At 68.1% G+C, this 19526-nt stretch carries 23 protein-coding genes; 11 read left to right on the top strand and 12 right to left on the bottom strand.

All coding sequences use genetic code 11. The features are described 5' to 3' along the window. Positions 1-28 precede the first annotated feature (28 nt). Positions 29-430, top strand: coding sequence for a hypothetical protein (locus tag OHA10_RS10505; protein ID WP_371405987.1), 402 nt, complete (start codon positions 29-31; stop codon positions 428-430). On the opposite strand, the gene OHA10_RS10500 is transcribed toward OHA10_RS10505, so the two are convergent. Further along, a complete protein-coding gene (locus tag OHA10_RS10500) occupies positions 380-1390 on the bottom strand; it encodes a helix-turn-helix transcriptional regulator (RefSeq protein ID WP_371405986.1) in 1011 nt (336 codons plus the stop codon). The genes OHA10_RS10505 and OHA10_RS10500 overlap by 51 nt on opposite strands. Before the next feature lie 57 nt (positions 1391-1447). On the opposite strand from OHA10_RS10500, the gene OHA10_RS10495 reads away from it, so the two are divergent. Further along, the gene (locus tag OHA10_RS10495) at positions 1448-2719 is read left to right on the top strand and encodes an FAD-binding oxidoreductase (RefSeq protein ID WP_371405985.1); all 1272 of its coding nucleotides are present in this window, start codon (positions 1448-1450) and stop codon (positions 2717-2719) included. On the opposite strand, the gene OHA10_RS10490 is transcribed toward OHA10_RS10495, so the two are convergent. From OHA10_RS10490 to OHA10_RS10475, 4 genes are read right to left on the bottom strand one after another with little or no spacing between them, the layout of a single operon-like run. Further along, on the bottom strand, positions 2649-3209 hold the full coding sequence (locus OHA10_RS10490; RefSeq protein WP_371405984.1) for a GrpB family protein: 561 nt from the start codon (positions 3207-3209) through the stop codon (positions 2649-2651). The genes OHA10_RS10495 and OHA10_RS10490 overlap by 71 nt on opposite strands. Beyond that, positions 3206-3601, bottom strand: a complete 396-nt coding sequence (locus OHA10_RS10485; protein WP_371405983.1) for a RidA family protein — start codon at positions 3599-3601, stop codon at positions 3206-3208. Before OHA10_RS10485 ends, OHA10_RS10490 begins: the two co-directional genes overlap by 4 nt. 22 nt (positions 3602-3623) lie before the next feature. Continuing rightward, entirely contained in the window at positions 3624-4058 is a 435-nt protein-coding gene (locus OHA10_RS10480; protein WP_371405982.1) for a protein-tyrosine phosphatase family protein, read from the bottom strand. Between the two features lie 4 nt (positions 4059-4062). Next, positions 4063-5139, bottom strand: a complete 1077-nt coding sequence (locus OHA10_RS10475) for an ABC transporter ATP-binding protein (protein WP_371405981.1) — start codon at positions 5137-5139, stop codon at positions 4063-4065. A 193-nt stretch (positions 5140-5332) separates the two neighbouring features. On the opposite strand from OHA10_RS10475, the gene OHA10_RS10470 reads away from it, so the two are divergent. After that, on the top strand, positions 5333-5896 hold the full coding sequence (locus tag OHA10_RS10470) for an ArsR/SmtB family transcription factor (RefSeq protein ID WP_371407925.1): 564 nt from the start codon (positions 5333-5335) through the stop codon (positions 5894-5896). Continuing rightward, positions 5889-6719, top strand: a complete 831-nt coding sequence (locus OHA10_RS10465) for an SRPBCC domain-containing protein (protein WP_371405980.1) — start codon at positions 5889-5891, stop codon at positions 6717-6719. Before OHA10_RS10470 ends, OHA10_RS10465 begins: the two co-directional genes overlap by 8 nt. 8 nt (positions 6720-6727) lie before the next feature. On the opposite strand, the gene OHA10_RS10460 is transcribed toward OHA10_RS10465, so the two are convergent. Continuing rightward, complete coding sequence (locus OHA10_RS10460) at positions 6728-7621, bottom strand: LysR family transcriptional regulator (RefSeq protein ID WP_371405979.1); 894 nt, start codon at positions 7619-7621, stop codon at positions 6728-6730. An 81-nt stretch (positions 7622-7702) separates the two neighbouring features. Here OHA10_RS10460 and OHA10_RS10455 point away from each other — a divergent pair, with 81 nt between their 5' ends. Then, on the top strand, positions 7703-8923 hold the full coding sequence (locus tag OHA10_RS10455) for an MFS transporter (RefSeq protein ID WP_371405978.1): 1221 nt from the start codon (positions 7703-7705) through the stop codon (positions 8921-8923). A 12-nt stretch (positions 8924-8935) separates the two neighbouring features. Beyond that, a complete protein-coding gene (locus tag OHA10_RS10450) occupies positions 8936-9760 on the top strand; it encodes a phosphotransferase enzyme family protein (protein ID WP_371405977.1) in 825 nt (274 codons plus the stop codon). On the opposite strand, the gene OHA10_RS10445 is transcribed toward OHA10_RS10450, so the two are convergent. Then, positions 9757-10209 carry a winged helix-turn-helix transcriptional regulator gene (locus OHA10_RS10445; protein ID WP_371405976.1) on the bottom strand — a complete coding sequence of 151 codons (453 nt, stop codon included), beginning with the start codon at positions 10207-10209 and terminating at the stop codon, positions 9757-9759. The two genes, OHA10_RS10450 and OHA10_RS10445, sit on opposite strands and share 4 nt — an antisense overlap. Before the next feature lie 85 nt (positions 10210-10294). Between OHA10_RS10445 and OHA10_RS10440 the strand changes: the two genes are divergently transcribed. The 4 genes from OHA10_RS10440 to OHA10_RS10425 all read left to right on the top strand — a co-directional run bounded on the left by OHA10_RS10440 (position 10295) and on the right by OHA10_RS10425 (position 14037). Beyond that, positions 10295-10885 (top strand): dihydrofolate reductase family protein, encoded by a 591-nt coding sequence (locus OHA10_RS10440; protein ID WP_371405975.1) that lies wholly within the window; start codon positions 10295-10297, stop codon positions 10883-10885. 12 nt (positions 10886-10897) lie between these two features. Next, entirely contained in the window at positions 10898-11281 is a 384-nt protein-coding gene (locus OHA10_RS10435) for a TIGR03618 family F420-dependent PPOX class oxidoreductase (protein WP_371405974.1), read from the top strand. 96 nt (positions 11282-11377) lie between these two features. After that, positions 11378-13333 (top strand): hypothetical protein, encoded by a 1956-nt coding sequence (locus tag OHA10_RS10430; RefSeq protein WP_371405973.1) that lies wholly within the window; start codon positions 11378-11380, stop codon positions 13331-13333. 14 nt (positions 13334-13347) lie between these two features. Further along, the gene (locus OHA10_RS10425) at positions 13348-14037 is read left to right on the top strand and encodes a dienelactone hydrolase family protein (RefSeq protein ID WP_371405972.1); all 690 of its coding nucleotides are present in this window, start codon (positions 13348-13350) and stop codon (positions 14035-14037) included. Here OHA10_RS10425 and OHA10_RS10420 read toward each other — a convergent pair. Both OHA10_RS10420 and OHA10_RS10415 read right to left on the bottom strand, forming a co-directional pair. Continuing rightward, entirely contained in the window at positions 14015-14533 is a 519-nt protein-coding gene (locus OHA10_RS10420; protein ID WP_371405971.1) for a putative immunity protein, read from the bottom strand. The two genes, OHA10_RS10425 and OHA10_RS10420, sit on opposite strands and share 23 nt — an antisense overlap. Positions 14534-14572: 39 nt before the next feature. After that, the gene (locus OHA10_RS10415; RefSeq protein WP_371405970.1) at positions 14573-15505 is read right to left on the bottom strand and encodes an AraC family transcriptional regulator; all 933 of its coding nucleotides are present in this window, start codon (positions 15503-15505) and stop codon (positions 14573-14575) included. Positions 15506-15596: 91 nt separating this feature from the next. Here OHA10_RS10415 and OHA10_RS10410 point away from each other — a divergent pair, with 91 nt between their 5' ends. Next, positions 15597-16430, top strand: coding sequence for an NAD(P)H-binding protein (locus tag OHA10_RS10410; RefSeq protein WP_371405969.1), 834 nt, complete (start codon positions 15597-15599; stop codon positions 16428-16430). Positions 16431-16480: 50 nt separating this feature from the next. Here OHA10_RS10410 and OHA10_RS10405 read toward each other — a convergent pair whose 3' ends face one another. From OHA10_RS10405 to OHA10_RS10395, 3 genes are all read right to left on the bottom strand, one after another. Continuing rightward, entirely contained in the window at positions 16481-17638 is a 1158-nt protein-coding gene (locus OHA10_RS10405) for a hypothetical protein (protein WP_371405968.1), read from the bottom strand. Positions 17639-17731: 93 nt separating this feature from the next. Further along, the gene (locus OHA10_RS10400; RefSeq protein ID WP_371405967.1) at positions 17732-18520 is read right to left on the bottom strand and encodes an ABC transporter permease; all 789 of its coding nucleotides are present in this window, start codon (positions 18518-18520) and stop codon (positions 17732-17734) included. Then, positions 18520-19473 carry an ATP-binding cassette domain-containing protein gene (locus tag OHA10_RS10395; protein ID WP_371405966.1) on the bottom strand — a complete coding sequence of 318 codons (954 nt, stop codon included), beginning with the start codon at positions 19471-19473 and terminating at the stop codon, positions 18520-18522. The genes OHA10_RS10400 and OHA10_RS10395 overlap by 1 nt, the downstream gene beginning before the upstream one ends. Positions 19474-19526 lie beyond the last annotated feature (53 nt).

Raw genomic sequence — 19526 nt, 5'->3', positions numbered from 1 at the left:
TCACTCCAGTCAAAGAGAGCGTGTACGCATGAACGACCACTCCCGCATCACCGCCGGCGTCCTCCTGCTCACGATCGTGACGATCCAGTTCGGCGGCTACTTCATGACCAAGATCGTCCGCGGTCAGGTGCCGATGACCGACTTCCAGAAGTCGTTCGCGCGCGCAGGTCACGCCCACGCCGGCGTACTGGTCATCCTCAGTCTGGTCGGACTTCTGTACGTCGACCACACCAGCCTGACCGGGTTCTGGCTCTGGGTCGCCCGGTTGGCGATCCCACTGGCGGCCATCCTGATGTCCGGCGGCTTCTTCGCATCGTCCGCGGGCAAGGACCGCACCCAGCCCAATCAGTTCCTGTGGGTGCTCTGGGCCGGCGCAGCATCACTCGCCCTCGGGGTGCTGACGCTCGGGATCGGCCTGATCGCCGCGTGAGAAGGCCCGCGTGAGCCGCGAACCCACCCCGGCGATGAGCGCAGCCGTCTCCGGGGTGGCATGGTCGACGGCAAAGTCGGCGATCGCAGCAACGGCCGCGACCTGGGTGAGCAACAGAGCGGGTGTGTCCGCGCTGAACCGCACCACACAGGAGGCCGCATCAACAGGCTCCACGATCCCGCGGACGATGCCCTCGAAGGTTGCGGACACAGCGGCCGCAGGCGCCTGGACGGTCAGGTGCACGGAGTGCAGGTACTGCGCCGAGGTGAACGACTCGACCAGGTACGTCGCCGCGTCCGGCGCCGGAAGCTCCCGAGGTGTGAAGCGATGGAGTGTCGAGGCGACATCGGAGATCCGATCGACCCGGAAGATCCGCCAGTCGTCCCGCTCCGGGTCGAAGGCGAGCAGGTACCACCGCCACGCCAACGTCAGCAGCTGATGCGGCTCCACCCGCCGGCGCGTCGCCCCGCGCGCCCGGCCTTGGTAGTCGAAGGCAACGATCTCCTGGTTCCGGCAGCAGCGCGCGAGTACGGCGAGCGCATCCGGTGAGACCTGCGGTACGTCGGGCCGCGGGATCGCCTCGGCGGACGAACTCACCGCCGCCAACTGCGGCCGCAGTCGCGCCGGCAACACCTGCTCGAGCTTGGCCAGCGCGCTCATCGAGCTGTCCGCCATCCCGCTCACCCCGCCGCCGGCCGCGCCGACCAGACCAAGCGCGACGGCGATCGCCTCGTCATCGTCCAGTTGGAGCGGCGGCAGATGCGTCCCGGATCCGAGCCGATAGCCACCCGCGGTCCCGGTCGTCCCGGTGACCGGGTAGTCGAGCGATCGGAGCCGGTCGACGTCGCGTCGTATCGTTCGCTCGGTGACGCCGAGGCGGTCGGCCAGTTCGCGGCCGGACCACTCGCGGCGGCTCTGCAGGAGCGACAGCAACCGAAGCAGGCGGCCAGGCATATCCATGACAACAGGATGCCTTGCGGACAAGTTCTGTCCGCAAGGGCCCATAGCGTGAGTGGCATGATGCTGACGACGACAAGCCCGGAGTACGACGACGCGCGCCTCGGGTACCAGCGGCGTAACCCTCACCGGCCCGAGGTGATCTTCCCGGTCACCGACGCGACCGAGGTCGAGGAAGCGGTGCGCTACGCGATCGATCATGACAAGAAGATCGCCGTGCAGGCGTCCGGCCACGGTCTGACCGGAGGCATCGACGGTGGCGTGCTGATCGCGACCGCCGCGTTCAACCAGGTGACGGTCGATCCGGACCGGAAGACGGCGTGGATCGAAGCGGGCGCCACCTGGCGTGACGTGATGGAAGCGACCGCGCCGTACGGTCTCGCGCCGCTGTCCGGGAGCTTTCCCGGCGTCGGCGCGATCTCGTACACCCTCGGCGGCGGCCTCGGTCTGATGGCGCGACGATTCGGGTACGCCGCGGACCACGTCCGCCGGATCGAGCTCGTGACGATGGACGGGATACGGCGGGACGCGGACCCGGACCTCTTCTGGGCGACACGAGGTGGCGGCGGGAACTTCGGTGTCGTGACCGGGATGGAGATCGAGCTCTTCGACGTGCCGACGTTGTACGGCGGAAGCCTGTACTTCGACCTCGCGGAACACCCGGACGTCCTGGAGGTATGGCGGGAGTGGACCAAGACGGTCCCTGACGAGGTGACGACGGCGATGGCGCTCGTGCCGCTGCCGGATATCCCAGCGGTCCCGCCGGCGCTGCGCGGGAAGTACATCGCGCAGGTGCAGCTCGTGATTCTCGGCGACGACGGCGAGGAGCTGATCAGGCCGCTGCGGGCGATCGGGCAGCCGGCGATGGACACGGTCGGCGAGCTGCCGTACGTCGAGTCGGAGAAGATCTTCGCCGAGCCGGACCGCCCGGACAGCTTCAGTACGCGCAACGTGCTGGTCAGCGACCTCGACCCGACGTCGCTGGCGACCTTGCCGAAGCTCGCCGGTCCGGAGGCGCCGACGAGGTGTGTGGTCGCCATCCGCCAGCTCGGCGGAGCGCTCACGCGGGAGCCGGCGGTCGCGAACGCGGTCTGCCACCGGGACGCGGCGTACTCGATCACCCTGATCTCGCCTGGCGGGGACGGCGACAGCGAACTGCAGAACGCCGTACTCGAGCCCTGGCATGAGCTGACGGTCGGGCGGCTGCTCAACTTCAACGGCGGAGGTATCGATCTCCGGGACGTCTACGACGAGGGGACGTTCACCCGGCTGACGGAGCTCCGGGAGCAGTACGACCCGGAGCGTCGGCTCCAGGCGAACCATCAGCTCTAGCGATCATTTCTTCGACCAGCGCGCCTTTGCCGACGACGTAGGCGGTGCGGTCCGTGGTGAGCAGGTGCGCCAGCTCGCGTTTGCGGGCGGCGTACCGCTCCCGGTCGGCTGCGTTCGCACGCAGGTGATCGCGGAGCAGCACATGATCCCGATGAGCTTTGTTGCCTTCAACAACGACATACAGATGGTGGTAGTGGGCAACATCCGGCGGCAGCGCGAACGCCTCGCGGCCGGAGATCCCGGCATCGCCCTCGTGACGGTAGCCTGCGGCAACCAACCGCGAGATCGCCGCGGGCACCAAGGAGTTCGACGGTACGACGACGTCGACATCGATGATCGGTTTCGCGGCGAGACCGGGTACGGCGGTGCTGCCGACGTGCTCGATCACGTGCGGGAGCTCGCCGAGGTACGGCTCCAACGCAGCGGAGATCTCGGCGAACCAGAGCGGCCAGCGCGCGTCGTACTCGACGACCTCGGCGGGAACGATCACAGCGCCGCGGTCACATCGATCTCGACGAGCTGTCCCGGGAAGCCGAGCTGAGCCACACCGAGCAGTGTGCTCGCGGTCGTGAAGGCAGGGCCGAGCGGAGACGCGTTGAGCTGCGTCCACACGGCGGAGAGGTCCTCGCGGTCGGGACTGGCGACGTAGATCACGGTGCGGACGACGTCGGATGGACCGGCGCCGGCGGACTCGAGCGCCGTGAGGATGTTGGTGATGACCTGCGCGGTTTGTCCTTCCAGACCTCCCGGTGCCAGGTCGCCGGACGGCTGCAGCGGGCACTGCCCTGCCAGGTAGACGATAGTGTCCGCCTTGACTGTGGTGACGTGGTGGTAGCCGGGGGTCGCGTGGAGGCCGCTGGGATTGGTCCGTTCGATGCTCACGCCTCGAACCCAACGCGAGACGTCAGCTCTTGGTCAACAGATTTAGCACGTATCGCTTCTGCCACGGCGTCTCCACAGCGTGCTTGTCGAAGTGCTCGCGTACGTACGAGACAGCCTGATCAGCCGGCACACCATCGAGTACTGCGAGGCACGCGAGCGCGGTACCGGTCCGACCCCGTCCACCGCCGCACGCGAACTCGACCCGCCCGTCGGAAGTCCGGTCCAGCGCCTCGCGGAAGATCGTCAACGCGGCCGCGCGGTCAACCGGCAGCCGGAAATCGGGCCACTTGATCCAGCGCGTCTCCCACGGCACGTCGGGCGGTTCCGATCCGAGCAGATACACGCCGTACGTCGGAAACGGCGCTGCCGCCGGGCCACGTCGCAGACTCCGTCCGCGAACGAGCCGACCCGACGGCAGCTCCATCACACCTGGTGCATCCCGCTCCCAATGGCCCACGGGATCAAACTACAAGGCGCTCCTCCGTGGAGGTGGAGAAGAGGTGCAGCTTGTCGGGGTCCGGTGCGAGGTAGACCTCGGTGCCCTTGTCGTTGTGCAGCCGCGTTCCGATCCGGGCGATGATCTGCTGGTTCTCGGCGTGGTCCGCGGTCCCGTACAGGAACGCGTCCGAGCCGAGCTCCTCGATCACCGCGACCTTGACGGGCAGGCCCTTGTCGGCGATGTGCAGCGCCTCCGGACGGATGCCGAGCGTCAGCGTCTTGTCGTCGCCGGCCTTGGCCAGCAGGTCACGGGCGACCGGTACGACGTAGTCGCCGATCTTCGCGCCGCCGTCCACGATCTCGGCGGTGATCAGGTTCATCGCGGGCGATCCGATGAAGCCGGCCACGAACTTGTTCTTCGGCCGGTCGTACAGGTTCAGCGGGGTGTCGACCTGCTGCAGGACGCCGTCCTTCAGTACCGCGACGCGGTCGCCCATCGTCATGGCCTCGACCTGGTCGTGGGTGACGTAGACGGTGGTGACGCCGAGGCGGTGCTGCAGTTCGGCGATCTGGGTGCGGGTCTGGACCCGCAGCTTGGCGTCGAGGTTCGACAGCGGCTCGTCCATCAGGAAGACCTTCGGGCTGCGCACGATCGCACGACCCATCGCGACCCGCTGCCGCTGACCACCGGACAGCGCCTTCGGCTTGCGCTCGAGGTACTCCTCCAGGCCGAGCAGCTTGGCGGCCTCCATCACGCGCTTGGCGCGCTCTTCCTTGTGGATGCCCTGCATCTTCAGGGCGAAGCCCATGTTGTCGGCGACCGACATGTGCGGGTAGAGCGCATAGTTCTGGAACACCATCGCGATGTCGCGTTCCTTCGGCGGTGCGTTGGTGACGTCGCGGTCGCCGATGAAGATCGAGCCCTCGTTCACCTCTTCGAGGCCGGCGAGCATCCGCAGCGCGGTCGACTTACCGGAACCCGACGGGCCGACGAGGACCATGAACTCGCCGTCGGAGATGTCGAGATCGAGGTTGTCCACAGCTGGGATGTCGCTGCCCGGGTAGACCCGGGTGGCTCCCTTGAACGAGACAGTTGCCATGTCGCGCTTCCTTTCCTCCGCCGGCAGGAACGTGCCGGACGATCCGTAGCAAAGGCCCCCAGGTCTTGGGTGTCTGCTCGGTGATGCATCACCGAAGCACCCCGTACAACGAACGACGGGCGATTTACATTCCCCGGTGATGTAAGCCGATCGATTGACAAAAGAGATTTTTACGTACAAAGTTCTTTGTGTGATGAGAGACGTGATGCACCTGGAGCAGCTCGAACAGGCCGAGGCGCTGTTCAAGCCGCAGCGGATCGAGGTGCTGCGGCGGCTGGCCGAGCCGGCCACCTGTAGCGAGGTGGCCGAGCAGCTCGGGCAGACTCCGCAGCGCGTCTACTACCACGTCAAGCGCCTCGTCGAGGCGGGGCTGGTGACCCAGGTGGACGAGCGCAAGGTGCGCGGGATCCATGAAGGCATCTACCAGGCGACCGCCCGTTCGTACTGGCTGTCGCCGACGCTCGTCGGCCGGATCGGCGGACTCCGCCGGACCCGCGACGAGCTCAGCCTCGGCTACGTGCTGGACCTGATGGAAGAGGTCCAGACCGACATCGCCGCGCTGGACCGGTCGGCTCCGGAGCTGCCGTCCATCGGGGTGTCCGGTGAGATCCGGGTTCCACCGGACCGGCGGCGGGAGTTCTTCGAGGACCTGCGCGGCACGCTGCAGGACCTGTTCGCGCGCTACGGCGGCAGTGAGGGCGACGCCTTCAAGCTCGCCGTGGCCTGCTACCCCAAGGGAGACCAAGACCATGACTGAACCACTCGTTCTGCAAGTTCGCGCCAAGGCCGGTATCGACGAGGTCCGGCAGGCGCTGACCGATCCGAAGGCCCTCAACCTCTGGCTCGGCGAGCACTCGACCGTCGACCTGCCCGGCACGTTCGAGTTCTGGGGCCGTTACATCCCCGAGGGCGACGCGCCCCACCAGCGCGTCCTCGGGTACGACGGAAGCACCTTGACGCTGGCGTGGACACTCGGCGGCGAAGAGACGACCACCGAGATCACGCTGACCCCCGACGGCGACGACGCGACGCTGATCAAGCTGTCGCAGTCGCACTTCGACTTCGCCGACGCGATCAGCGGGGCCAACATCCGCGGCGTACTGCAGACGTTCTGGTCGCTGGCGCTGGCCAACCTCGTCGACCACGTCGAGGGTCGCGAGCTGACGACCCGGCCGGACTTCACCTCACCGGTCTTCGAGGGCGAGGTGCTGATCGACGGTCCGATCGCGCAGGTGTACTCGTCGCTGACCGAGTCCGAGAAGGCGTCGGCCTGGTTCGGGTTCCCGATCGAGATCGACCTGCGCAAGGGCGGCCGGTTCGCGATGGGCGGGTTCGACGCCGGCCCGGGCGTGGAGATCGTCGACCTGGTCGAGGGCCGCAAGATGGCGACGGACTGGGGACCGTCCGGCATCAGCAGCTGGGAGCTCGCCGAGTCCGACGGGAAGACCCGGCTGACCTTCGTGATGAGCGGCTTCGACGAGGCCAACCCGCCGTACGGCGCCTGGACCGGCTGGCTCAGCGGCGTGGCCGCACTGCGCCGGTACGTCGAGCTGCCGGACTGGTCGATCTGGGTCGCCTAGAAGGTCGCCTAGAAGTACGGGCGGGTGTTGTCCCCGATCAGATCGAGCAGGGCGGTCACCGCCCTGCTCGGTCGCCGTCCGGCCGCTGTCACCACCGACAACGTCCAGGTCAGCTCGGTCCCCTTCAGTGGCAGCTTGGCGACGCCTGGCTCCTCGGCCAGCTCGAGATCGGGTACGACGGCAACCCCGAGCCCGACCCGCACATAGTCGGGGATCGTCGTCAGTTCCGGGACCTCGATGTGGATCCGCCGCGGCATCCCGATCGTGTCGAAGGCCCGGTCGACCATCTTCCGGTTCCCGAACCCGGCCGGCATGTCGACGAACCGCTCCCCGGCCAGCTCCTCCAGCCGTACGGCGGACTGCCGCGCCAGCCCGTGCCCCGACGGCAGCAACGCGACGAACGGAACCGTCGCCAGGTCACGCACCTCGAGACCGGTGAGCTCGGGCTTCGGCAGGCCGAGCAGCGCGATGTCCAGCCGACCGTGCCGGATATCGTCGGCGAGACCGGTGGATCCGGTCGGCGAGGTGGCGACCTGCACCTCGACCAACGGGTACTTGTGATGGAACGCGCCGAGCAGCTCGGCCATGTCGACCATGCTCAACCGCGCGAGCGTTCCGATCCGGATGTTGCCACGGAGTCCGGTCGACGCTTCCTCCACCGCGGCCCGCGCCCGGTCGAGGGCCTCCAGCGCGGCCTTCGCCTCGGGCAGCAACGCCTGACCGGCAGTCGACAACACGACTCGCCTGGTCGAGCGGTCGAAGAGGGTCGTCTTCAGGTCGGCCTCGAGCGCACGTACCGCGGCTGAGACGGTGGACTGCACCGTGAACAGTCGCTGCGCCGCCCGGGTGAAACTCAGCTCCTCGGCGACGGCGACGAAGTACTCGAGCTGTCGGCTGTCCACAGGTCAATTATCGGATCTGACGATAAGAGCGTGCAAGAACTTTCGTTGGACTCGATAGATCTCGCGCGGCACGCTGGAACCATGTCCACCATGACGTCTTCGCGGATCGGCGCACGGATCCGGTTCGCCCATGCTCCCGGGTTCTGGGTGATCGCGGCGGCCTTTCTCACCACGATGGCCTTCTCGACGATCCCGACTCCGCTCTACGCGATCTACCAGCACCGGGACGGGTTCCCGACGTACGTGATCACGGTGATCTTCGCCAGCTACGCGGTCGGCGTGATGGCGTCGCTCTACCTCGCCGGACATGTCAGCGACTGGCTCGGCCGCCGCCGGGTCGCGCTGCTTGCCGTCCTCGCGGAAGCGTTGTCCGCGGCGATCTTCCTGAGCTGGTCGTCGGTTCCCGGTCTGCTCGTGGCGCGCTTCATCTGTGGCGTCGGGGTCGGCGTACTGACCGCGACCGCTACCGCGCACCTGTCGGAGCTGCGGCAGATCGCGCGGCCTGGTGAGGACCCGAGTCGGTCGGCGCTGATCTCGAGCATGGTGAACCTTGGCGGGCTCGCGTTCGGTCCGCTGATCGGCGGGCTGCTCGCGCAGTACGTGTCGGCGCCGCTGCAGCGTCCGTACGAGATCTTCCTGGTTCTGTTGCTGATCAGCGCGGTCGGGATCGCGCTCGTGCCGGAGACGGTGGAGCGGTTGGAGGAGCGACCGGCGTACCGGCCGCAGCGGGTGGCGTTGCCGTCGTCGGCTCGACCGTTGTTCTTCGCGTCGGCGATCGGCGCGTTCGCGGCGTTCGCGATCTTCGGGCTGTTCACCTCGCTCGCGCCGACGTTCCTGGCCGGCGTACTGCATCACACCTCGCGCCTGCTCGCGGGTGTCGTCACGTTCGCCGTCTTCATCGCCGGTGCCGCCAGTCAGGTGATCTTCGTCCGCCTCTCCCGTCCGGCTCAGCTCCGCTTGGGTCTGGTCGCCATGTCCGTCGGGCTGATCGGGGTGGCGGTCGGCGGCCTGATCCCCAACCTGTACCTCTTCGTCGTCGGCGGGGTTGTTGCCGGGGCGGGGGTCGGTCTGGTCTTCCGCGGTGCGGTCGCGACCGCCGCGTCGCTGGCAGATCCCGCGTCCCGTGGGGAGGTGCTGGCGGCCCTCTTCCTCATCGCGTACGCCGGCCTCGCGATCCCGGTCCTGCTGATCGGCCTGGGCATCGCGCTGCTGCCCGCCCAGGTCGCTCTGCTCCTCTTCTCCGCGCTGATCCTGATCCTGGTGAATGCCGCAGTACTCCGGATGTTGGCCGCCCAGAGGTGATGTGATGAGGCTGTGGAGCTGGAGCGCGACTACGGCCTGAGCGTGTCCTCGCTCGAACCGCACCCGGGTGGGTTCGCCACCGACGGCTGGGTGGCGGACGACGCATGGTTCGTGAAGGTGTGGAAGGAAGGCGACCAGCCGATCGGGCTGGAGTTGCTGGCGGAGTTGCACGCGCTCGGACTGCCTGTCGTTGAACCGGTCCGGACCGTGCAGGGTGAGTTGTCCGCGATGGATGACGGTCGGGCCTATGCCGTTTTCCCTTATGTACAAGGGCGTACGGCGACGTGGGACGACTGGCGCGTGGCTGCCCGGGCCCTGCGCCAGGTCCACGATGCGCCGCTGCGGGTGACGCTGCCGCGCGCCGATGTCAGCGAGCCGCACATCCGTGCTCTGGAACAGCAGCTGCGGCACCCGTGGATCGTGGACCGGGCGGACGTGGTCGCCGCGGCGCTGGCCCGGTTGGGCGAGGTGCGGTCGCGGCTCACGCCGGTGCGCGACGTGCTGTGCCATACGGACTTCCACGGGCTCAACGTGATGATCAGCAACGACGGTGAGGTGGCGGCGATCCTCGACTGGGAGAACGCCGTCATCGGACCCCGCGAGTACGACGTGTGGGTCGCGGCCGACGGCGGGCGGATCCCGGAGTTCCTCGACGAGTACGGCGTCCACGATCTCGATCTCGACCACCTCGAGTTCGCGCTCCTCGCCCGCGGGCTGCGGGACCTGTCCGCGCGGGTGTCGCACAACGTCGATCGCCCGGGTGTGGACACGTGGGGCTTCGACCGGATCGCGCGGGTCGACAGCGATCTGGATCAGTTCCGCCCGTACAGCGCCTAGGCGGCCGCGCCCGGGCCGGGGAGTACGTCGATGTCGTTGGCGCGCATCGGTTTGCCGCAATGGGAGCAGCTGAGTTCGACGTGACCGATCTCCCCGCAGGCGTGGTGCCGGTACAGCACCGGCGGGCCCGCCTCGCCGGCCAGCCATTTGTCGCCCCAGGCAACCATCACCATCAGGACGTCCATCAGCTCCAGGCCCTTGCCGGTCAGTACGTACTCGTACCGCGGCCGCTTGTCGTACGGCCGGCGCTCGAGCACGCCGCGGTCGACCAGATGGTTCAGCCGCTCGGTCAGCACCTTGCGGGAGATCCCGAGATCTGCCTGGATCTGTTCGAACCGCGACATCCCGACCCAGATGTCGCGCAGGATCAGCGGTGACCACGGCTCGCCCATCACGTCGAGCGTGCGCGCGATCGAGCACGCCATCTCACGGAAGTCTGTGCGCTGCATGAGATCAGTCTAGCCCTTGGGGTTCCCTGAGGGAACTCCAATGTGTTAGCGTTCCCTCAAGGAACTCCAAATGGAAGGCTGAACGATGAGCAAGGTCCTCTGCGCCCTCGCGGTCTCGGTCGACGGCTACATCACCGGTCGCGACTCCGGTCCGGACCGCGGCCTCGGCGACGCGCCGATGCTGTTCGACTGGTACTTCGACGGTGACACCCCGAGCCAGGTCTTCGACGGGTTCAAGCTCAGCGCCCCGAGCGCCAAGATGTTCGATGCGCTCGCCGGCCGGGTCGGCGCCGTGATCGCCGGGCACAAGACGTACGACGACTCCAGTCACTTCGGCGGCGGCAGCCCGCACGCGAAGGCGCCGTTGGTCGTGCTCAGCCACGGTCCGGTGGCGGAGATCAGCGAGCAGCAGACGCTCGCCAACACCATCGAGGACGCGGTCGCCGCGGCGCGCGCCATCGCCGATGGCAAGGACGTCGGTCTGATGGGCGGCGGAGTGGTGACTGCGGCGCTGAGGGCCGGGCTCGTCGACGAGCTCGTCCTGCATCAGGTGCCGATCCTGCTCGGCGGCGGCCGGCCGTTCTTCCAGGAGCTGCCCGAGCAGGTGCGGCTCAATCTCGTCGAAGCAGTGCCCGCCCCGGGCGTGACCCACCTCCACTACGCAGTCGTCCGCTGAAGGAGCAGAACAATGTTGAAGCCCGCCGTACGCCGTGCCGTCGAAAGCAACTCGATCGCTCACCTGGCCACCGTGCTCCCGGACGGTTCGCCGCATTCGATCCCGCTGTGGGTCACCACGCTCGACGAGCGCATCATCTTCCTCACCGGACCCGACTCGCAAAAGGCCCACAACCTCCGCCGCGATCCGCGCGTGGCCCTGTCGCTCGCGCCCGTCGACAACCCGTACGAACCTGTCATCATCCGCGGCCGCGTGACCGAATGGATCGACGGCGAGGCGGGCTGGGCCCTCGTCGACCAGATCGCGATGAAGTACCTGGGCCAGCCCTACGGCCGCGACCAGGACCGCGTCATCGGCGTCATCGAGCCGGAACACCAGACCGTCGGTGTGAGCTGATCGGATCTTCGTAACGGCCGGGCCCGTGGCGCGATATTGAGGCGAGGCGGTTGCGGGCAAGGGGTTCTCGGCGCCGGGAGATTCTGGGGGTTCCGCGTGCGCGGAGTTGGTCGGGTTGTTGCGTCGGTCATCGGGATGGCGCTCGCGGCGGGTGGCGTGAGTGCGGCGCACGCCGTGGACGGATCGCCGTCCGTGGCAGTGGTGAGTCCGGTGATCGGGAGCACGGTCGCGTTGGGGGATGTGCCGGTCACGCTGGCCGTCGACCTTGGTGGGGAAGCGTCCGGGCGAGTGGACGTGAGCCTCGGGTACGACGTACAGGGATCAACCGAGATCTCAGCCGGAAGCTGTGACAGCGGATGCCAGGTCACGGTCCCGCTGCACGTCGGCGATTGGGACCATCCCGGTCCCGTGTTCGGCACCTATCAGCTCTCGGCCAAGCTGACGACGGCGTCGGGAGCGCAGTCCACCGGTGGTGGAGATCTGTACTTCGACACACCCCGAACGATCTCGGATCTGGAGCATGTTCGCGACGGCCAGCTGTTCAGCGATGCGGTTGTCGACTCGGTCGGTCGGTTCCGGGTGACGTCACAGTACCCGCGGGATGACGTCGGCGAGTTGCGGCTGATCGATCTCGCGACCGGAGCCGCGGTGCTGACCGCAGCGGCGTCGTTCAGCGTTGCCCGCGGGGTGGACCATGACGCTGTCATCGACCTCGGTTTCGATGCCGTGCCGAACGGAAACTACCGCCTCGAGGCGAAGGCCCGCGACGCGAACGGCTTCTACGGATCGGGCCGCTACACCTTCGTCCGGGTGAACCATGCCGAGCCGGTCGTCTTCGACACCGGATCCGACGTACCGCTCGTGGCCGGCGACGGCTCCGCGCGCGTGGGTGGAAACCTCAAGGTCGCCGGCCCGCTGCTGAGCGGCAGCAAGCCAGGCCTCGCCACGCTGACCGTCGACGGAGTGCAGCGGAGTATCGCGCTCACTCCGACGTGGAAGCCGGTCAACTGGCAGGACCCCGCCGTCGCGCAGCAGAACGTCATCTTCACGATGGACGGCCCGGAGCTTGCCGTCGGCACGCATCAGGTGACGCTAAGCCTGCTGGACACCACCGGTCGCCTGATCGGCAAGCCGACCACGAAGACCATCGCGGTCACCGCATTCAGCGCCGGCGTGACCACGCCGACCCTCGTGGTCGGCCGCCGGTCGACTGCGACCTTCACCGCCGACCCGCCGGCGACGCGGCAGTTCGACGGTTGCGACATCGGCCTGACGGCGCCGGGCACGGCCGCTGTGTCCCTCGGGAGTTGGTGCTCGGTCCAGAAGGTCCTGCCGTACCTGCGGACCTCCGCCCTCGTGACACCACGGACGGCCGGCGCGAGTTCGTTCGTGTTCTATCTGCACACCACCGACGGCAACGCCCGGAACGTCTCCGTCCCGGCCACCGTGTACGCCGCTCGCCGGGCAACCGTCTCCGCCCCGGCACTGCCGTACGGCGCCCACGGTACGGCGAAGGTCGTCGTACAGGATCAGCGCAGCCTGAACGTGTGGACCGCGACTCCGGCCGGCGTCACCGTCTACCTCCAACGGCTCGCGGTCGGTACGACGCGGTGGCTGACCCTCGGCTCGGCGAAGACCGTGGCCGGCGGGGTGGCGTCGATCCCGTTCGTCAGCGCCACCAACGGCGCGTTCCGGGCCGTGCTGGCTTCGAGTGTTCCGGGCGAGACGCTGATCACGACGCCGATCGGCGCTGCCTCGGGCGCGGTGGTCAGCTGGCGGGTCGCGCCCAGGACCGCGGTCCACGGTCGGGCCGTGGCTTACGAAGGCCTGGCGAACCCGTACGACGTCGGGTCGATCGCGATCCTGCAGGTCCGCAAGGCCGGTGCGACCAAGTGGACGACCGCGAAGACGGTCAACGTGCCGTCCACGCGTATCGCTCGCTTCGCCTACGCCTTCCCGACAGCCGGAAGCTGGTCGGTCCGCATCTACCGGCCGGCGACCAAGCAACACACGGCAGGTCTGTCGGTCGCGGTTGCCGTCAAGGTCAGCTGACTTAGGATGCGCGCATGGGTGTGACTGTGACGGTTGGGGAGCAGGACGCTTATCTCGCGCGGGTCGGACGGGCCGGCATGTTGTTGTTGCCGATGATCACCGGCATCGGAGAGCAGGTGCGGGAGTGGGCCGACGAGTTGGCGGGGGAGGGGATCACCGCGCTGGCGTGGGACCCGTTCAAGGGGCGCAGCACGGACAACACCAGTCGGCAGGAGCTGAGTGGGCTGCTGCGGCAGATGGATGACGACACTGCCCTCGCCGAGCAGAGCGCGTTGCTCGACTACCTCGTCGACGAGCTCGGCTGCAGCAAGGTCGGTGTGATCGGGTGGTGCCTCGGCGGGCGGTTCGCGTTCCTGCTCGGGGCGCGTGACCAGCGGGTGGCGAACGTCGTCGCCTTCCACCCGACCGTCCCGTCTGATCGGCCGCCGCATCACACGTATGACGCGATTGCCGAGGCGGCCGCGATCACGGCGCCGGTGCTCGTCAGCTATCCGAGCGCGGACACCGCCGTACCGAATTCTGACTTCGAGACGTTGCAGACGGTGCTGCAGGCGCGGACGGCCGGCGCGACGTTCACGCAGTACTTTCCGGGCGCGGACCACGGGTTCTCGGACAAGTCGCGGCACGACAAGGAGGTGAACGCGGACGCGTTCCGGCTGGCTTGGCCGCAGGCGTTGGCGTTCATGAAGGCGACGGTTGCCTGAGCGCCGTCTCCAGTTGGCGGTGTAGTTCGCCCAGCCTGCTGCGGCCGGGCGTGCCGTCCGGGTAGCGCCGTAGTACGTCCCGGACGACAGGTGGGACGCGTTTGATCGCCCAGTCGACGATGGCGTCGGGATCTCGCCCTGCCAGCTCGTGCGAGTACGCCGCGTACTGCGCCGCGCCGATGATGTGCTTCACCTGAGTGGCCGCCGCCAACGGATGCAGGTACGCCGAACCCGCCGCCGCAACGGCTGCCCGCGCCGCAGCCTCCGCGGCCGGATCGTCTACCTCACCCGCTGCCTTGAGCGCGCCCCACGCGGCCGTCCGGATCGCCTTCGTTCTGTTGCCTCCGGCACCGAACTCGCGGGCGGCCTCGATCGCATCGCGAGGCCGGGGATCATCGGGAGCGACCGCCTCGTAGAGAGGCAATGCCCGCTCGGCACAGTCCGCGCTCCACAGGCTGAGCTTCCGCAGTTCGTCGAGGCTCAACGCGATCTCCATGAGCCTCAATCGTATCGTTGAACCTGGTCGTTTAAGCTTTCACGCCGCTCGCCGATGGTCCGTAGGCGTGATCCCGCGGACGCGCTTGAATGCAACGCTCAATGCGAACGCGTTCGCATACCCGACCCGCCGGGCGATCGTCTCGACCGTGTCCCGGGTCGAGCGCAGCTGATCGGCGGCGAGCGTGATCCGCCAACCGGTCAGGTAGCTCATCGGCGCCTCGCCCACCACGGCCGTGAACCGCCGGGCCAGCGAGGCTCGCGACACTCCGACCCGGTCGGCGAGGTCGGTGACGTTCCACGGGTGTGCCGGATCCTCGTGCAGCAAGCGCAACGCAGTACCGGCGACCGGATCGGTCTGGGCCTGGTACCAGCCTGGTGCGTGCGAGTCGGGCCGGTCGAACCATGCGCGCAAGGTCGTGATCAACGCCAGGTCGAGCCATCGGTCCAGCACGGTCTGCTGGCCGACCGCGTCCCGCTGGATCTCGCTCGCGATCATCTCCATCACCGACCCGGCCACCTCCGCGGCCGGCACGACGAGGACCGGCGGCAACGCGGTGACCAGTCGCCGGCTGACGTCACCCGCCACCTGATAGGTGCCACTGGCAACCATCACTTCGCCGGACTTGCGGCTGCCGTACGTCCGCACGCCGAGGCGCGCCGAGTAGTCGGCCGGTGCCCCGGGCAACGGTTCGCAGATGCCGCCGGGGTGGATCCGCAGTTGCGGTGCGGTGTGCACGCTGTCGCCGACGACGTACGGCTGCGGACCGGTGAAGATCGCGACATCGCCCTGCTCCAGCCGTTGCGGCGCGGTCCCTTCGCGGGTCACCCAGCCCGAGCCGCGGACGAGGGTCGCGAGCGCGAGCGGCGCCTCGTCGCGGATCTCCAGCGCCCACGGCAGATCCAGGATCGTCAGGTTGAAGACCCCGTCCTGGGCGCGAGTCCCGGCCAGCAGTTCGTCGAGCACGTCCATGCGATGAGGGTACGCCATGGTGAGCGCCTCGAACATCGAATTGCGTCACATAGCCATGGTTTGTCTCAATCAACACCGCTGAACTTGAGACATGACACCAATCCTGATTCTGAGTGGCAAAGGCAAGACCGGCCGTCGCGTCGCGGCGCAGCTCGACGCGCGGGAGGTCCCGTACCGGCTCGCCTCGCGCTCCACCGAGCAGCGGTTCGACTGGTACGACGAGAGCACCTGGGCGCCGACGATCGCCGGGTCGGAGACGGCGTACCTCGCGCCGCCGGTCGGGCCGACCGGGCTCGCGCAGGCCGGCAAGTTCATCGAGCAGGCAGACGGCCTGCGGCGCCTGGTGCTGCTGTCCGGTCGTGGCGTCGGCAGCCCGGGCCGCGACCTCGCTGTGTACGACGGACAGCTCCAGTTGGAGAACGTCGTCAAGGCGAGTGGTCTGGACTGGACGATCGTGCAGCCTGCCTGGTTCGCGCAGGGGTTCAGCGAGGACTTCCTCCGGTACCACGTGCTCGCGGGGGAGATCCGGCTGTCCGCCGGCACCGGCGCCGAGGCGTGGATCGACACCAACGACGTCGGCGACGTGATGACGACGGCTCTTCTCGACGAGTCGTACGTCGGTCGGACCCTCACGATCTCCGGCCCGCGCACGCTCACCATGACCGAGATCGCCGACGAACTCACCGCCGCCACCGGCCGCCCGATCACGTACGTCGACCTCGAGCCGGAGGTGCACGTCGCCGAACTCGTCGAGCAGGGCCTGATCCAGGAGGACGCCGACGCGGTCCGCGACCTGTTCGCGGTCATCCGCAACCATCGCTCGGAGTACGTCTCGAACGGTGTCGAGCAGGTGCTCGGCCGTCCGGCCCGTGACTTCACCGACTGGGCCCGGGAGACCGCCAAGACGGGAGTCTGGTCAGTCTGAAAAGCAGAAGCCCTCGCACCCACCTGAAGGTGCGAGGGCTTCTGCTTGGACTACTTGTGCTGCATCGAGATCCACTCGTCATGGGTGAGCTCCTGCAGCTCCGACGCCGGCGTCTTGGTGCGGGGCGTCGTGCCCCCACCGACAGCGCCGCCGCCGAAGACGATGTTCGCCCAGTTGTTCTGCGCGATCAGGGTCGACGTGGTCTTGTCTCCGTTGATGTCCGCGGCGGTCGTGGTGTCGGTGGTGTCGCCGTCGCAGTTCCAGTCGATCGGCGCGTTCGCCGCACCGGCCGTCACCCGGGTCGTGCCGTTCGGGCACTTCCAGCTGGTCTTGTACCCGGCGCCCAGGCTGCCCAGACCGACCGTCTCGTCCGGCCGGGCCTCGTTGATCGACGTCGGCTGGACGTTCGAGTAACCCCAGTACTTCGTGCCGTCGGCCTTGAGCACGCCGCCGAGCTGGAACGAGTAGTTCATCACGCTCAGGTAGTTCGGCTTGTAGTTCAGGTTGTCGGCGCCGCCGTGCTTGAGACCGATGTTGTGGCCGAGCTCGTGGACGAACGTGCCGACGTTGGTGTCGTCGGTCGCGTTCCACCCGCACTTCGGGCCGACCGTGACGATGAACGTGTCGTTCGGGATGTTGAACGCCTGGCCGCTGCTGCAGCCGCCGTCGTAGCTGTCTCCCCAGATCATGTAGTGGAAGACCGCCTTGCGGGCCGCCGCGAAGTTGGCCGCCTTGATCGCGTTGGTCTGCGTGGCCGAAGGGTTGAGGTCGTCGTCGTACGTGACCTGGTTGCCACCGCCCAGGTTGTACGCCGTTCCGCCGGCGGCGCCCGCGTCGAGGTGGATCGTCACGCCGGTCGTGCCGTCCGGGTTGCTGACCGGTGCGCTCGCGAACACCTGGACGATCCGGTCGAGGGCCGCCGTACTCGCGAGCCGGCCGGACATGTAGTCCATCTCGACGAACAGGTCCTTCTTCTGCGGGTCCGCGCCCATCGCGGGCAGGTCCACGTCGACGACGCCGTCACCGTTGGCGTCGTACCCGTTGGTTTCCCATGCGTCCGGCAACGAGTCGCCATCTGTGTCTGTCGCGGCGACGACCGTGCGGGCGTTGTCGACGGATGGAGCCGGAGCCGCCACCGCGCTCGAGGTTGCGAGCGCGGCGGCGGCCAGCGACGTCAGGACAGTGAGCAAGGCGGGGCGGGGCCTCATCAGATCTCCTTGGGGGCGGTGGGTGATCTGCTCGCTACCGTAGGTGAATTTCGGCGCCGGGAACGGCCCAGTCGGGCCACTGGCTCAATTGGGTCAGGCGGCCGAGCGCACCATCGTCCGGATGCCGACGGTCAGTCCGAGTACCGCGGTCACGATCGCCGCGAGCCAGCCCCAGAGCACCGTGCTCGACCACACGTCACCCGAGAAGAGGATCCGCTCGGCGTCGACGACGTACGACAACGGGTCGAACTTCGATGCCACCCGCATCCATCCCGGGCCGGTCTCCAGCGGCAGCAGCATCCCGGACAGGATCATCAACGGGAACAGGAACGTCTGCTGCACGACCCAGAACATCCAGTCCTGCTTGCGTACCGCGATCGCCAGGGCGTAGCTGAACGATCCGAGCCCGACACCGAACAGCGCGAGCAGCGTCAGCCCGACCAGCGCACCACCGACGTGCAGGTCGAACGCGAACGGCGTCATCACCGCGATCACGATCACCGCCTGCCCGAACAGCGGCACCATCTCCTTCAGCGCCCGGCCGATCAGCAGCGACGAACGGGACAAGGGCGTGACCAGCATCCGCTCGTGCGCACCGGTCTGGAACTCGAACAGCAGGTTCGCGCCGGTGGCCGACGTACCGAACAGCGTGGTCATCACGAGGATCGACGGCACGAACCATTGCCAGACGCCGTCGCCGAAGGTGCCGCCCATCGAACCCGACAGCAGCGGCCCGAACAGGGCGAGGAACACCAGCGGCTGGATCATCCCGAAGAGCAACGAGAACGGGTCGCGCAGTACCGGCTTCAGCTCGCGCGTCATCACGATCCGGGTATCGCGGAGCAGGTTCCGGGACGGTTCTGAAACGGTCAGGGTGGTCATCAGGCTGCCTCTCGCAGGTTCCGGCCGGTCAGGTTGAGGAAGACGTCGTCGAGAGTCGGCCGGTGCACCTGCGCCGACGCGATCGGTACGCCGTCGTGCTGAGCGGCCGCGATCAGTTCGGGCAGTGCGGCCGGGCCGTCCGCGACCCGGACGCTGAGCTCGTCGCCGACGACAACGACTTCGCGGGCTCCGGGCAACTTCTCGGCCAGCACCGTCAGCTGTGAAAGGTTGTCAGGAGCAACAGTCAGCGCCAGCCGATCGCCGGCGAGCTTGGCCTTCAAGGCGCTCGCGGTGTCGTCGGCGATCACCTCGCCGTGATCCACCACGACGACGCGCTCGGCCATCGTGTCGGCCTCGTCCAGGTAGTGCGTGGTCAGCACGATCGTCATCGCATGCTGCTCGCGCATCCGCAGGATGTGGTCCCACAGGTTCGCCCGGTTCTGCGGGTCGAGGCCGGTCGACGGCTCGTCCAGGAACAGCAGCGACGGCGCGTGCACGAGACCCATCGCGACGTCGAGCCGCCGGCGCTGACCACCGGACAGGTCCGACACCTTGCGCTGCGCCAGCTCCCGCAGCTCCAGCGCGTCGAGCAGCTCGTCGGACCGCTGCTTCGCGGCGCGACGATCGAGGCCGTAGATCACGCCCTGCCCGTTCAGCTCGTCGCCGACCCGTTGGGTGTGGCCCGCGCCGTTGCCCTGGCCGACGTACCCGATCCGGCGGCGGACCTCGCCGGGCTGCGTCGTCACGTCGTACCCGGCGACCGTCGCGGTGCCCGAGGTCGGGGTGATCAAGGTGGTGAGCATGCGCAGCGTGGTGGTCTTGCCGGCGCCGTTCGGGCCGAGGACGGCGACCAGCTCGCCGGGTTCGACGTCCAGGCTGATGCCGCGGACGGCGTGCACGGTCTCGGTACGGCTCACCACGAAATCCCGGGTGAGCGCTCGGGTGCTGATCACGGATGGCTCCTTCGGTTGGACTTGATGAGCACGACATTTCCAGCAGTAGCGGT

The organism is Kribbella sp. NBC_00662 (assembly GCF_041430295.1).
In the GTDB taxonomy this organism is placed as follows: Bacteria; Actinomycetota; Actinomycetes; order Propionibacteriales; family Kribbellaceae; genus Kribbella.
The sequence above is the reverse complement of the archived record's forward strand: the minus strand, read 5'-3'. Positions and strand labels throughout refer to the sequence as shown.